This window comes from Spiribacter salinus M19-40, assembly GCF_000319575.2.
Classification (GTDB): Bacteria; Pseudomonadota; Gammaproteobacteria; order Nitrococcales; family Nitrococcaceae; genus Spiribacter; species Spiribacter salinus.
Map to the genome: position 1 here is coordinate 1582501 of NC_021291.1, position 13542 is coordinate 1596042.

General features: G+C 65.2%; 14 protein-coding genes (1 of these 14 only partly in view). 8 read left to right on the forward strand and 6 right to left on the reverse strand.

Annotated features, from left to right (window positions below):
• On the reverse strand, positions 1–368 hold the start of the coding sequence (gene tyrS, locus SPISAL_RS07830; protein ID WP_016353934.1) for a tyrosine--tRNA ligase. Its footprint begins 841 nt before the window's first position; only the first 368 of its 1209 coding nucleotides appear in the window; its start codon is at positions 366–368; its stop codon lies off the left edge, out of view.
• Positions 369–494: 126 nt separating this feature from the next.
• On the opposite strand from tyrS, the gene SPISAL_RS07835 reads away from it, so the two are divergent.
• Positions 495–1907, forward strand: a complete 1413-nt coding sequence (locus tag SPISAL_RS07835; protein WP_016353935.1) for an OapA family protein — start codon at positions 495–497, stop codon at positions 1905–1907.
• 16 nt (positions 1908–1923) lie between these two features.
• Complete coding sequence (locus SPISAL_RS07840; RefSeq protein ID WP_016353936.1) at positions 1924–3009, forward strand: anhydro-N-acetylmuramic acid kinase; 1086 nt, start codon at positions 1924–1926, stop codon at positions 3007–3009.
• Between the two features lie 23 nt (positions 3010–3032).
• Here SPISAL_RS07840 and erpA read toward each other — a convergent pair whose 3' ends face one another.
• The gene (gene erpA / locus SPISAL_RS07845; RefSeq protein ID WP_016353937.1) at positions 3033–3383 is read right to left on the reverse strand and encodes an iron-sulfur cluster insertion protein ErpA; all 351 of its coding nucleotides are present in this window, start codon (positions 3381–3383) and stop codon (positions 3033–3035) included.
• Positions 3384–3457: 74 nt separating this feature from the next.
• Entirely contained in the window at positions 3458–4489 is a 1032-nt protein-coding gene (gene argC / locus SPISAL_RS07850) for an N-acetyl-gamma-glutamyl-phosphate reductase (protein ID WP_016353938.1), read from the reverse strand.
• 79 nt (positions 4490–4568) lie between these two features.
• Between argC and SPISAL_RS07855 the strand changes: the two genes are divergently transcribed.
• From SPISAL_RS07855 to irrA, 4 genes are all read left to right on the forward strand, one after another.
• Positions 4569–6320 (forward strand): chloride channel protein, encoded by a 1752-nt coding sequence (locus tag SPISAL_RS07855; RefSeq protein WP_016353939.1) that lies wholly within the window; start codon positions 4569–4571, stop codon positions 6318–6320.
• Positions 6321–6355: 35 nt separating this feature from the next.
• Positions 6356–6868, forward strand: coding sequence for a TlpA family protein disulfide reductase (locus SPISAL_RS07860; protein ID WP_016353940.1), 513 nt, complete (start codon positions 6356–6358; stop codon positions 6866–6868).
• Positions 6865–7293: a protoporphyrinogen oxidase HemJ gene (gene hemJ / locus SPISAL_RS07865; RefSeq protein ID WP_016353941.1), complete on the forward strand. Its 429-nt coding sequence runs from the start codon at positions 6865–6867 to the stop codon at positions 7291–7293. Before SPISAL_RS07860 ends, hemJ begins: the two co-directional genes overlap by 4 nt.
• A 77-nt stretch (positions 7294–7370) precedes the next feature.
• The gene (irrA, locus tag SPISAL_RS07870) at positions 7371–7802 is read left to right on the forward strand and encodes an iron response transcriptional regulator IrrA (protein ID WP_016353942.1); all 432 of its coding nucleotides are present in this window, start codon (positions 7371–7373) and stop codon (positions 7800–7802) included.
• 1 nt (position 7803) lies between these two features.
• Here the strand turns inward: irrA and ptsP are convergent, their stop codons facing one another.
• On the reverse strand, positions 7804–10071 hold the full coding sequence (gene ptsP, locus SPISAL_RS07875; RefSeq protein ID WP_016353943.1) for a phosphoenolpyruvate--protein phosphotransferase: 2268 nt from the start codon (positions 10069–10071) through the stop codon (positions 7804–7806).
• 6 nt (positions 10072–10077) lie between these two features.
• Positions 10078–10626: an RNA pyrophosphohydrolase gene (locus tag SPISAL_RS07880; protein ID WP_016353944.1), complete on the reverse strand. Its 549-nt coding sequence runs from the start codon at positions 10624–10626 to the stop codon at positions 10078–10080.
• A gap of 79 nt (positions 10627–10705) precedes the next feature.
• Between SPISAL_RS07880 and SPISAL_RS07885 the strand changes: the two genes are divergently transcribed.
• Together SPISAL_RS07885 and SPISAL_RS07890 are read left to right on the forward strand one after the other, a co-directional pair.
• Positions 10706–11392: a histidinol-phosphatase gene (locus tag SPISAL_RS07885; protein ID WP_016353945.1), complete on the forward strand. Its 687-nt coding sequence runs from the start codon at positions 10706–10708 to the stop codon at positions 11390–11392.
• Between the two features lie 199 nt (positions 11393–11591).
• Complete coding sequence (locus tag SPISAL_RS07890; RefSeq protein ID WP_016353946.1) at positions 11592–12041, forward strand: copper chaperone PCu(A)C; 450 nt, start codon at positions 11592–11594, stop codon at positions 12039–12041.
• A gap of 6 nt (positions 12042–12047) precedes the next feature.
• Here the strand turns inward: SPISAL_RS07890 and hemN are convergent, their stop codons facing one another.
• The gene (gene hemN / locus SPISAL_RS07895) at positions 12048–13439 is read right to left on the reverse strand and encodes an oxygen-independent coproporphyrinogen III oxidase (RefSeq protein WP_016353947.1); all 1392 of its coding nucleotides are present in this window, start codon (positions 13437–13439) and stop codon (positions 12048–12050) included.
• Positions 13440–13542: the final 103 nt, after the last annotated feature.

The following is a 13542-nucleotide window of genomic DNA, read 5'->3' on the forward strand; positions in this document are numbered from 1 at the left end:
GAGTTAAAGACCACTTCCGTCTGCTCGGGGTCGAGGATGCGGAAGATCTGCTCACGATAGGTTTGCGCGTTGATCGCGACATCATCGGGCGTCAGCGGCTTGCGGGTAGCGCTGCGGCCCGTGGGGTCGCCGATGAGGCCGGTGAAGTCGCCGATCAGAAAAACCACCTGGTGGCCGAGCGTCTGGAACTGGCGCAGCTTGTTGATCAACACAGTATGGCCGAGATGCAAATCCGGGGCGGTCGGGTCAAAGCCGGCCTTGATGCGCAGGCGCCGGCCGCTGGCCAAGCGCTCGCGCAGTTCGTCTTCACGAATGATCTCATCGGCACCGCGCTGCAGCTGCTCGAGTGCCGCTTCCACACTGCTCATCAATGGTTCTCCCCGGCCAGTTCCTGAATCAAGCGCCAGAGTCTACCGAAAAACGCGGTCCCACACGCCCGTTTAACCCCACGATTGCGTTGACCCGCTCCCGGCGCCCGGCTATCGTTCCGCCGCATGAACCGATCGGTTGAGAAAAACAAGACAAGCATCTGGCTTTGGCGGGATTTTCTGAGACGCTATCCGCTGCGTAACGGCCTGCTGGGGCTTGGCTTTGGGCTGATCGGCCTGGGCCTGCTACTGCCCATGGGTGACGCCACGATCCCCGAGACCAGCGAGCCGGTCAGCCTGGATCTACCCGATCAGGCCGAGACAGATGCCGAGGACGCCCCTGCTGAGGCGCCCGCAGACGCCATGCTCGCCACCGCCGAGCGAAGCGCGTGGATTGAAAAGGCCGTGGAGAAGGCGATACCCAACCGCGAGCGCATTGATTGGAAGTCGCTGGAGGTGGGCAGCGGCGACAACCTCGCCGCCGTGTTTCAGCGGGCGGGGCTGAGCGCGCGGGATGTGCATGACGTGGTCAGCACCGACGAGCAAACCGCCAAGCTCACGCGCCTCTACCCGGGTGATCGCATCGACTTTCATGTGGATGACACAGGCGCCCTGCAGGCACTGCGCTATGCCTTCGACGAAACCCGCACGTTGCACCTCAAGCGCAACGGTGATGGCTTCGACAGCCGGGTTGAGACACGCACGCTGGATCGCCGGGTGGTTGAGGCCCAGGGGCGAATTACCTCCTCGCTTTACAACGCGGCGCTTGATGCCGGCCTCGATGACCGCTTGATTATGGAGCTGGCCGGGATTTTTGGCTGGGATATCGATTTTGCCCTGGATATTCGCCGCGATGACCGGTTTACCGTGATTTACGAAGAGCTGTATCGCGACGGCGAGAAGATCCGTAACGGCAAGATCCTGGCCGCGGAGTTCGTTAACCGTGGCGAGCGTTTCCGCGCGCTGCGCTACGAGGGCGCCGACGGGCGCAACGACTACTACGCCCCGGATGGCCGCAGCATGCGCAAGGCGTTTTTGCGCACGCCCACCGACTTCACGCGCGTGAGCTCGGAATTTAATCCAGCGCGGGTTCATCCGGTCTACGGCACGAAACGCCCCCATGTGGGCACCGATTACGCCGCACCACCCGGCACCCCGATCAAGGCCGCCGGCGATGGCAAGATCATCCACCGCGGTGCGAAAGGCGGCTACGGCAACACCGTCATCCTGCAGCATGGCACCCGTTACACCACGCTGTACGCGCACATGCGCGGCTTCGCCAATGGTCACAGCACCGGCGACCGGGTGAGCCAGGGCGAGATCATCGGCTATGTCGGCTCCACCGGCCTGTCGACCGGCCCCCACCTGCACTACGAATTCCGAGTGGATGGCACGCATCGCAATCCGCGCACGGTCGAGCTGCCCAAGGCCGAGCCCATCGACGAGCAATACCGCCAGGATTTCGAGCGCCGCACCGAGGCCCACCTGGCACGGCTTGACCAGCTCAGCCGGACTCGTCTGGTGCAGGCGTCCGACTGACCGGTCGGCCGAGATCATGCAAACCATTGGCATCATGTCGGGCACCAGCCTCGATGGCATGGATGCCGCCCTGGTCGACTTTGATGCGCACGACCGCCCCACGCTGAGCGCTCACTGCTACCAACCCTACCCCTTAGCGCTCGTTGAGCGCCTTCGCGCGATGGATGCCCAGGCACCCCTTGCCGAGGTCTTGAGCCTGGATGCGGCGTTGGCGGGGCATTACGCCCAGCTGGTCGCGCAATTACTCACCGAGGCGGATTGCCCGGCCTCGCGCATCACCGCGATCGGACTCCATGGCCAAACGATCTGGCATCACCCGCAGGGCGATCCGGCGGTCACCTGCCAGATTGGCGACCCGGCCCGGCTCGCCGAGCAGACCGGTATCCGCGTGGTCGCCCAGTTCCGTCAACGCGACATGGCGGCCGGGGGCGAGGGCGCGCCGCTGGCCCCGGTGTTTCACACCGCGCTCTTTGCCACCGAGACACCCCGAGCGGTCATCAACCTGGGCGGCATCGCCAACATCACCCTGCTGGATGGCGAGGGCCAGATTGTGGCGGGATTTGATTGTGGGCCCGCCAATACGCTGCTCGATGCCTGGGCCCGGCAGGCGCTGGGCAGGCGCTTTGATGAGCACGGGCAGTGGGCGGCGAGCGGGACGGTTGATCAACGGCTGCTGGCGCAATGGCTGTCTGATCCGTACTTCGCCGCCGCGCCACCGAAAAGCACCGGCCCGGAGGTGTTCAACCTGCGCTGGGCGCAGGCCGCGATGACGGGCCATGAGGCGCCGGCGGATGTGCAGGCCACGCTGGCCGAGCTCACGGCGCGCAGCATCGCCATGGCCCTGGATGGCTGCACGCCTGCGCCCACGGATGTCGTGATCTGCGGCGGGGGCGTGCACAACGCCGATTTAATGGCCCGAATTCGCACGGCGAGCCGCTGCCCCGTGCACACCGCCGAGGCACTCGGCTATCCGTCGGCCGCCATCGAGGCGATGGGATTTGCGTGGTTAGCGCGTGCCGCCGTCCGTGGCGATGCGCTGGATCTGCGTGAGGTGACCGGGGCTCGGCACCCGGTGCGCCTGGGGGCGATTTACCCCGCCTGAGTCATGCCGTGTGGATCGGGTGATCAGACGCCGAATGAAGACCCGCAGCCGCACGTGGTGCTGGCGTTGGGGTTGCGGATCACGAACTGAGCGCCTTCGATGCCCTCGACATAATCGATCTCGGCCCCTTCCAGATAGGCACTGCTCATCGGATCGACCAGCAGGGTGACGCCGCCGTTTTCGACCATGGCATCGCCGGCCTCTTCGCTCTCATCAAACATAAACCCGTACTGAAAGCCCGAGCAGCCGCCACCGGTGATGTACACCCGTAACTTGAGCGCATCGTTGTGCTCTTCTTCGAGCAGCTGGCGCACCTTGGTTGCGGCGCTATCGGTAAAGACCAGCAGGTCCTCTTGTTCGGCTACGTCCGTCATGTCCATTGCCTCCCGGCCATTGGTTCTCTAGTACGGGCATTCTCCGGCCCGGGGCGTGCAGCCGTCAATGCAGCTCAGGGCAGTACCGCGGTATGCGCCAGGCCCGCGGTCTCATCGAGGCCAAACATCAGGTTCATGTTCTGTACGGCCTGGCCTGCGGCCCCCTTGACCAGGTTGTCCTCCACCGCCAGCACCAGGGCCATGTCGCTATCAACGGGGCGATGTACGGCAATGCGCACCATGTTCCCGCCCCGCACCGTGCGGGTTTCAGGGTGGCTGCCCGGGGGCAGGACATCCACGAACGGTTCGTCGGCATAGCGGTTTTCATACAACGCCTGCAGATCGGTGGCCGGGTCATGGAGCCGGGCATACAGCGTGGCGTGAATCCCGCGGATCATGGGCACCAGATGGGGCACAAAGGTTAGCCCGACGGCGTGACCTGCCGCCTCACTCAGGCCCTGGCGAATCTCCGGCATATGCCGATGGCCCGACGCGCCATAGGCATGAAAATTCTCCGCGGCCTCGCACAACAGCGTGTGCTGACGTGGCTGGCGCCCGGCACCACTGGCCCCGGATTTGGCATCGGCCACCAGGTGGGCGGTATCCACCGCACCCGATTCCACCAATGGCATCAGCCCAAGCTGCACCGCCGTGGGGTAGCAGCCAGGATTGGCCACCAGCCGCGCCGCCCGAATGGCCGCCCGATGACGCTCGGGCAGGCCGTACACCGCCTCGGCGGCGAGCTCAGGGCAGGTATGGGTCATCCCATACCAGCGCGACCACTCCTCAAGATCGCGCAGCCGGAAATCAGCGCCCAGATCGATCACCTTGGTGCCCGCGGCAATCAGTGTGGGCGCCATCTCCATCGCGGTCCCGTTGGGCGTGGCAAAGAACACGACATCGCAGTCGCCCAGCGTGGCGGGATCGGGCTCGCTGAAGGCGAGGTCCACCACACCCCGGAGGTTGGGGAAATGCGCCTCGACAGGCTGCCCGGCCTGGGCGCGCGAGGTGATCACCCGAAGCGTCACCGCGGGGTGGGCGCTCAATAGCCGTAGCAGCTCCACGCCGGTGTACCCGGTTCCTCCTACAATGCCGGCGGTGATCATGTCGCAACTCCCCTGAGCCTGTCGTCCCGTCAAGGTATGATGCCAGATTGACCGCTGTTCATGCCGCCTGAAGGATGCCATGCGCGAGAACACCCCCACTGCCGGCCGATCCTCTTCGCGCTGGCAACGGTTCATCGACCGGGAATTACTGCGCCTGTCGCAGGACCGGGCACCGGTCATCATGACGGTGTTGGGCGTGATCACGGGCCTGCTCGCCGGGGCGGTGGTGATTGCGTTTCGTTTGCTCTATGAATCGGGCCAGGGTGTTTTCCTGGCCGGTGGGCCAGAGCGCTTCGAGACCCTGGAGGGCTGGCAGAGACTGACGCTGACCATCGCCGGCGCCGCGCTCATCGGGCTTTACCTGCAGTGGTTGGCACGCGCTGGCGCGCGCACGGGCATTGCCTATGTGATCGAGCGGACCGCCTACCACCAGGCCCTGTTACCCGTGCGCAACGCCATTCATCAGTTCGTGGCCGGTGCGATGGCCATTGTGAGCGGGCAGTCGGTTGGACGGGAAGGACCGAGTGTTCACCTCGGGGCCACGGCCGGCAGTCAGGTCGGTCAGCGCTTTGGCCTGCCCAATAACAGCCTGCGCGTGCTGGTGGCCTGTGGTACGGCCGCCGCCATTGGCGCCTCGTTCAACACGCCCCTTGCCGGCGTTGCGTTTGCCATGGAAGTGGTGGTGATGGAGTACACCATCGCCGGATTCCTGCCCGTCATCGTCGCCTCGGTGGTCGCCACCGCGCTCGCGCATGGGGTCTTCGGCGCTGACATTGCATTCGTCATCCCCGCACTGGGCCTGCAGGGGTTGCATGAGCTCCCCCTGGTGATCGGGCTGGGCTTGGCAGTGGGCGGTTTGGCAGCGCTGTTCATCCGGGCGTTGCGCCTGGTCAGCGGCCTGCTGCGCGGCTGGCCGGTCGTAGCGCGGGCCGCCCTGGGGGGAGGGATTGTGGGGCTGATTGCCCTGCCCGTCCCTCAGGTAATGGGCATCGGCTACGACACGCTCGCCGCCACCCTGAACGGCGAAATCGGCACCGGGCTTTTACTCGCGATTATCGCGGGCAAGCTCGTCGCGACGGTCGCGGTTCTCGGACTGGGTATTCCTGGCGGGCTCATCGGGCCGACGCTCGTGATCGGCGCGGCCGCTGGCGGCGCTCTGGGCCTGTTTTACGAATCCCTTATGAGTGCTCCGTTTGGTGGCATGGCGCTGTACGTGCTGCTTGGCATGGGGGCGATGATGGGCGCGACCCTGCGGGCGCCGCTCGCTGCGCTGATCGCCATGCTCGAGCTCACCGCTAATCCGGGCGTGATCATGCCGGGCATGCTGGCAATTGCCGCAGCCACCATGGCGACTCGGGAGCTGTTCCGCACCGATTCGGTCTATCACCTCGCGCTGGGGGAACGCGGCCTCGATCCGCGTCGCAACCCGCTTTTGCAGGCGGCGAGCCGCCTGGGCGTTTTGCAGATCATCGATACACGTCTGACCGTGCTGGCGCCGGCACCCACAGAGGACGCCTTGCACGCGGGCCTCGCTCAAGGATCCAACTGGCTGTTACAGATAGGTGATGACAGCACGTCTGCCCGGTTGTATGACGCGCAGGTCCTCGCCCGACAACTGGCCGACGGCCAACGCCCGAGTGGCGGCGATGAGGTTATCACCCTGGATGCTCGAGCCAGCTTGCGCGAGGCCCTTGAGCGCCTTCGCACCGCGCAGGCCGAGGCCTTGGTGGTCACCGGTCGCGGCGGACGGGATCAAACCGATTTTCTGGGCGTTGTCAGCCGCTCAGCCATCCAGCAGGCCTATCTGGCCTCATCCCCACCCGGAAGTTGATAGAATGTGGCCATCGACATAAGAGGCCATGGGCAATGCGCAAGGAATGGTTGATCGGTTTGGCCACGCTGCTCGTACTGGGTGCGGTGAGCTTTGTCTGGCTCTCGCCGCGCGGCGGAATACCCGCCCCCGAGCTGACTTTCAACATGCTCGATGGCGAGGCCGTGTCGCTGAGTGCCTATCGCGGCGAACCCGTGCTCATCCAGTTCTGGGCCACCGACTGCCCAACCTGCATCAGTGAAATGCCCGAGCTCGTGGCGCTGTACCAGTCACTCGAGCCTGCCGGACTCAATCTGGTCGGGGTGGCGATGGACTACGACCCGGAAGAGCGGGTTCGCAACCTGGTGGCCCGCCGGTCACTGCCCTATCCGGTCGCCCTGGACGATGGGGCCCGCATTGCCAACGCCTTTGAAAACGTCCGGGTTACCCCGACGACGATCCTGATTGACGGCGAGGGCCGGGTTGTCTGGCAGCGGATTGGTCTGCTGGACTTTGAGCGACTGCACGGCGAGATCGAGGACTTGCTGCCCGAGGAGCAATCGGCATGACCTACCTGTGGGTCAAATCCTTCCACATCATCAGCATGGTGACGTGGTTCGCTGCCCTGTTCTATCTGCCGCGGCTGTTCGTCTACCACGCCATGGCGGAAGACGAGCCGAGCCGCGAGCGCTTCAAGGTCATGGAGCGCAAGCTCTATCGGGGCATCATGAACCCGAGCGCGGTGGTCACCATCGCCCTGGGCGTGGCGCTGATCGTGCTCCAGCCCGTCTGGCTCGAGCAGGGCTGGCTGCATGTGAAAATCGCGCTGGTCGCGGCATTGGTGGGTTATCACCTGTACTGCGGGCGGCTGCTGCGGGCGTTTACAAGTGACCGCAATACCCACGGGCATGTCTGGTATCGGTGGTTTAACGAGCTTCCGGTGATCGTGTTGATTGCCACGGTGGTGCTGGTGGAGCTCAAGCCCTGGGCCTGAGCCCGCCAGCACTGTCCCGCTTAGGTTTTTTTTGCTATCTTAAATAAGACTGATTCAGTCCTGTATGGGGCATGGCCATGAACGCACAAACATCAACTCAGCGTCACGACGCCTTTTTGCGCGAGCAACTGCAGCGCGCGGGCCTGCGTGCCACACGCCAGCGCCTGGGGCTCGCCGAGCTTATTTTCGGCCAGGGCGAGCGCCATCTGACCGCCGAGGGGCTGTATGCCGAAGCGCTGAAAGAGGGCCTGCGGCTCTCGCAGACCACGGTTTATAACACGCTCCATCAGTTCACCGAGGCGGGGTTGTTGCGCGAGATTCTGGCCGACCCGCGGCGCATTTACTTCGACACCAATGTCGACCCCCATCATCATTTCCTGGATGAGGACACGGGTGACATGGAAGACATCCCGGCCGAGGGTGTCTCGGTCAGCGCCCTACCGACACCACCCGATGGCAAGTCGATCGAAGGCGTGGATGTGATCGTGCGGGTGCGCCGCTCAGCTTGAGCTAGCGCCGCCCGGCGCGAATCAGGCCGCCCAGGCCGTGGTCATCCAGCGCCGAGTTCACTAATTGCCGCACCTGCTGAGGCGTCTCGCACGCGAGCGCCTCGGTGAGCATACCCCGGGCATCCGCCGCCGAGATCGTGCGAATCACCCACTTCACGCGCAAGAGCCGCCCGCTGCTCATCGATAGGCCTTCCATGCCCATCGCCAGCAGCAGCGGCGCAACCGCGGGCTCACCGGCCATGCTGCCGCAGACCGACACCGGCCGGCCAACGCGACGGCCGGCCTCGGCCACCTCGTTCACCGCCCGCAAAACGGCGGGATGCAGTTCGTCGTAGAGTGAGGCGACGCGGCTGTTGTTGCGATCCACTGCCAGCAGGTACTGGGCCAGGTCGTTGCTGCCCACCGACAGGAAATCGAGCCGACGGGCCAGACTCTCGGCCTGATACACCGCGGCGGGCACCTCCACCATGGCGCCCACCTGCGGTGGTGCAGTGACGACACCCTCCTCGGCAAGCTCGGCCCGGGCTCGGGCGACCAGCGCGGCGGCCTGCTCAGCCTCTTCAACCCGCGTCACCATGGGAAACATCAGCCGCAGGTTGTCGAGGCCCACGGAGGCGCGCAGCATCGCGCGCAACTGCGTAAGAAAGATCTCGGGGTGATCCAGTGTCATGCGCAGGCCGCGCCAGCCAAGAAACGGGTTCTCGTCATGGGTGGGGAAGTAAGGCAGCGGCTTGTCACCGCCCACATCCAGCGTGCGCAGTGTCACCGGTAGCGGGGCGAAGGCACTCAGCACCTCGCGATAAAGGCTTGCCTGCTCTTCTTCTCCCGGGAAGCGGTCGCGCATCATGAACGGGAATTCGGTGCGGTGCAGGCCCACGCCGGCACAGCCGATCTCCAACGCCCGGTTAATTTCGGCGGCGAGGCCCGTGTTGACGTACAGATTGAGCTCGGCGCCATCAGTGGTGCGGGCGGGCAACCCCGAGAGCGCAGCGAGCTCGGCGGTCAGTTCGGCCTCTTCCTGTTGCAGGCCAACGTACTCCGCCCGCAGGGCCTCGGCCGGGTCCACCTCGACCCGTCCGCGATAGCCATCCACGATCAGCGCCCGGCCATGCAGACGATGCACGGGCAAATCGCGCACCCCCATCACGGCCGGGACGCCAAGTGCCCGCGCCAGGATGGCGATATGGGAGTTGGCGGAGCCACCGGCGCTCACCACGCCGGCGAGTTGCTCTGGCGGGATCTCGGCAAGCTGCGAGGCGCTGAGCTCCTCACCCACCAGGATGACCTGCTCGGGCGGCGCCCGGTCATCGCCCTCCACCGCCATGAGGCGTGCCAGCAGGCGTCGCCCGATGTCTCGCACATCGCTGGCGCGCTCGCGCAGATAGGCATCGTCCATCGCCTCGAAGCGCCGGACGTGCTCGGCAATGGTCAGCCGAAGCGCGAACGGGGCCCAGTGCCCGGCCTCGATCTGGTGGCAGACCCGGCTCGTCAGGCTGTCGCCATCAAGCATCTGCAGATAGACGTCGAACAGCAGTTGCTCACCCTCGGGCAACTGCGCGCGCATGCGCTCACCCAGCTCGCTGACGTCGTTGCGCACGGCCTCGACAGCCGCCTGAAATGCAGCCAATTCGGCCGTGGCGTTGCGTACGGGCCGGTCCGGCACGGTCTCGAGATCTGCCCCTGCGGAGGCCGCGAAGCCCTCACCGACCGCCACCCCGCTCGAGCCGCCGATTCCGGTGACCGCCAGTGCGCGGCCCGAGGCCTCCATCGTGCTGCGGGCCAGATCACCGCGGACCCGCGCATGCGCCATGACGCCCGCCAACTGCGCGGCCATGGTGACCAGAAACGCGACCTCGCCGTCGTTAAAACGCGCGCGGGTATTGCGCTGGACGACCAGCACACCGAGACGGGCCTGGTAGTGAATGATCGGGACGCCGAGAAACGAGTGGAAGCGCTCCTCGCCGGTCTCGGGGAAATAGCGAAAGCGGGGATGGCGGTCGGCGTTTTCCAGGTTGACCGATTCCTCGCGCTGCGCGACCAGACCCACCAGGCCCTCGTCGACGGACAGGCGAACCTGGCCCACCGCCTCGGGGTTGAGGCCATGGGTGGCCATCAAGCGCAGGTGTTGGGTGTCTTCCTCAAGCAGATAGACCGAGCAGACATCCGCGGCGGTGGCGTCGGCCACCTGATCGACGATGATCGCGAGCGCTTCATCGAAATCGGCCGCCGCATTGACCGCCTGGACAATGCGATGCAGCGTCTCGAGCACGGCGGCTCAGCCCCGCTGCGGCTGCTGCTGGAAAACCGGCGGCTGTCCGGGCCCGGAATCCGTTGGGCGGGTTGGCGCGCCATCGGGAAAGAGCAATGGCGCCAACTGCTCAAGCGCGCGCTCGTAGACGCCGCGCTTAAACGACACCACCTGCTCCAGCGGGTGCCAGTAAGACACCCAGGACCAGTCATCAAACTCCGGCTCGCTGGTGGCATCGAGCTGAACGGCGGCCTCTTCGGTCTCCAGTCGCAGCAAGAACCACACCTGCTTCTGGCCGATGCAGGTGGGCCGCTGCCGGCGCCGAATCAAATGGCTTGGCAGCCGATACCGCAACCACCCGCGCGTGGAGCCCAGCACGGTCACGTGCGCGGGCGAGAGGCCCACCTCCTCGTGCAGCTCCCGATAGAGTGCCGCCTCCGGGCTTTCATCGCGCTGAATCCCGCCCTGCGGGAACTGCCAGGCGTCCTGTCCGATGCGACGCGCCCAGAAGACCTGGCCCGCACCATTCGCCAGCACAATGCCGACATTGGGGCGAAATCCTTGCGCGTCAATCACTTAAAACACTCTATTGAAAGTTTCATTGCCAGTCATTCTTCCACAGAGGACAATCAACCGGCAATCAATAAACCGGGACATGACCGTGCAGCTGGCGATTTTCGACCTCGATAACACCCTCCTTGGCGGCGACAGCGACTACCTGTGGGGCCAGCATTTAATGGACAAGGGCGCCGTGTCTCGCGAGCGCTTCGAGGTAGAAAACCAGCGCTTCATGGAACAGTACGAGGCCGGCGAGCTGGATATCGACACGTTCCTGGCCTTTGCCCTGGCGCCCCTGGCGCAAACCCCGAAAGACACCCTGCTGGCCTGGCGGCGCGAGTTCATCGACACCCATATCCGCCCCCGTGTCCTGCCGGCCGCCCAGGCACTGGTGGATGACCACCGGGCGCGCGGCCATGGCCTGATGATCATCACCGCCACCAACCGGTTTGTGACCGAGCCGATTGCCGAGCTGTTCAACATCCCGATCCTGCTGGCCACCGAACCCGAAATACACAACAGCGCATTCACGGGCCGCCATCAGGGCACGCCCACGTTCCGCGAGGGCAAGATCACCGCACTCCAGCACTGGCTGGATGCCGAGGGCGCGATGATGGAGGCAATGCACTTTTACAGTGACTCGCGCAATGACCTGCCACTGCTGGAACATGTCGACCACCCGGTCGCCGTCGATCCCGACCCAACACTTGAGGCCGCAGCCCGGGCGCGGGGATGGCCGGTGCTGACATTGCGCTCAGGCGAGGTACCGCAGGCTCTACCCTAGGCTCGGTTTGGGCTTTGTGGGGCCGCACGGGTCAGTGCTGTGCCGCTTTCGGTGGCTTGTAACGGGCGACCTCTAGCCGCCCCGGATAGGGGAGCCCGTTGCAAGCCACCGAAAGCGGCCTGACTCGCCCCCTCGCATCACTTCCCCACCCCTGTCCAAAGTCGGATAATAAAGGGCCCATATCAAAGGACGCCCACCCATGCCCAACCGACTCGTCGTCACCCTGCTCGCCCTACTCATGGCCACCGGCATGGCAACCGCCAAGGCCGAGATCACCGTTGAGGGCGTCTGGTCGCGCGCCACCGCCCCCGGGCTCGATCGCGGCGCGGTTTACTTTGAGCTTGAGAACACGGGCCGTCGCGGTGATCAGCTGATTGGCGTTTCAACGCCGCGGGCCCCGCGGGCGGAGCTGCATCAAACGATTGAAGAGGGCGGTAACAGCCGCATGGTGCACACCCCCGAGGTGCGAGTGCCGGCTGAGGGCGAGGTGGTTTTCGAGCCTGGCGGGCGGCACGTCATGCTCATGGGGCTGACCGAATCCCTGCGGGAGGGCGAGACCTTCGAGCTGACCCTTGAGCTCGAGCACAACGGCCCCGTCACCCTGACGGTGAATGTGCTGCCACCCACGGCCATGGGGGCCGACGACTAGGCCGGCTTAGATCACCCGCGAGAAACGCCGCGCGTTGCTGGCCTCGGCCAGATAGGCGTCGAAGGGCATCGCCACATTGCGCAGGAAGAACTGACCGCGGTCGGTCACCTGCAGCGAACGCTCACCGATCGTGACCAGGCCGTCATCCACCAACGGGGTGAGGGCCTCGAGCGCGTCACCGAAGTACTGGTTGAACACGATGCCATGGCGCTCACCCACCGCCTCGAAATCGATCGTGCCCTGGCACATGACTGACTGAATAACATCCCGGCGCAGCCGGTCATCCGCGGTGAGCTCGACACCCCGCCAGACCGGGAGCTCACCCGCCGACACGGCCGTTGCATGGCTTTCTGGATCGCGCCGGTTCTGGCTGTAGGCATCACCAATCTGGCCAATGGATGACGCACCCAGCCCGATCAAGTCGAGATCAGGCCGCGTCGCGTAGCCCTGGAAGTTGCGATGGAGCGTGCCGTCCTCGGCGGCCTGGGCCAGCTCATCCCCCGGCAGGGCGAAGTGGTCCATGCCGATGTAGCGGTAGCCGGCGCCGGCCAGGCGCTGCATCGCCTCGATCAGCAGGGTGAGCTTTTCCTCGGCGGCGGGCAGGCTCCCGTCGCGAATCTGGCGCTGAATGCGGAACATCTCCGGCATGTGCGCGTAGTTGTAGAGCGCGATCCGATCCGGCCGGATGTCGAGCACCGCATCCAGGGTGCGGCTGAGCCGCTCCGGCGTTTGTAGCGGCAGGCCGTACATCAGATCGAGGTTCACGGAGTGAAAGCCCTGGGCCCGCGCCTCCGCTACCACGTCCGCGGTGTCCTGCACCCCCTGAATGCGGTTGATGGCCTTTTGCACGTCGGCGTCAAAATCCTGGACACCCAGACTCAGGCGGTTGAAGCCCAACTCGGCGAGCTGGGCGATTCGCGCGCGGTCCACGGTGCGTGGATCCACCTCAATGGAGAACTCTCGGTCCGCCGGCGCGGCCAAAGGGAAACGATCGTTGATGGCGGTGATCAGCCGAGCCAAATCGTCATCGGTAAAGTACGTGGGGGTGCCACCGCCCAGGTGCAGCTGCTCGACGGGCCGGTCGTCATCGAAAAGCGCGGCCTGGAGGTCGAGCTCGTCGATCAGCCGCTCGAGATATTGCTCGGCACGCCGATAGTTGGCGGTAATGACCTTGTTGCAGGCGCAGTAAAAGCACACGGTCCGGCAAAACGGCACGTGGACATACAGCGACAGCGGCCGCGGCATCGGGTCTTCGTTGCTCCAGGCCACCTGCTGGCGGTATCGCTCGGCATCGAAGGCCTCGGTAAACTGCGCGGCCGTTGGGTAAGAGGTGTAGCGTGGACCGGTGACGTCGTAGCGTCGTAGCAGGTCACGCTCCAGGGGTAGTCTGTCGGCCATGTAAGCCAACCCTCCGTGATCAACTAAGGCACTACCATAGCGGTCCACGCTCAGTGCCGGGTTGACCTGGATCAGCCGTTATTCGCAAGCAGGAGACACCGTC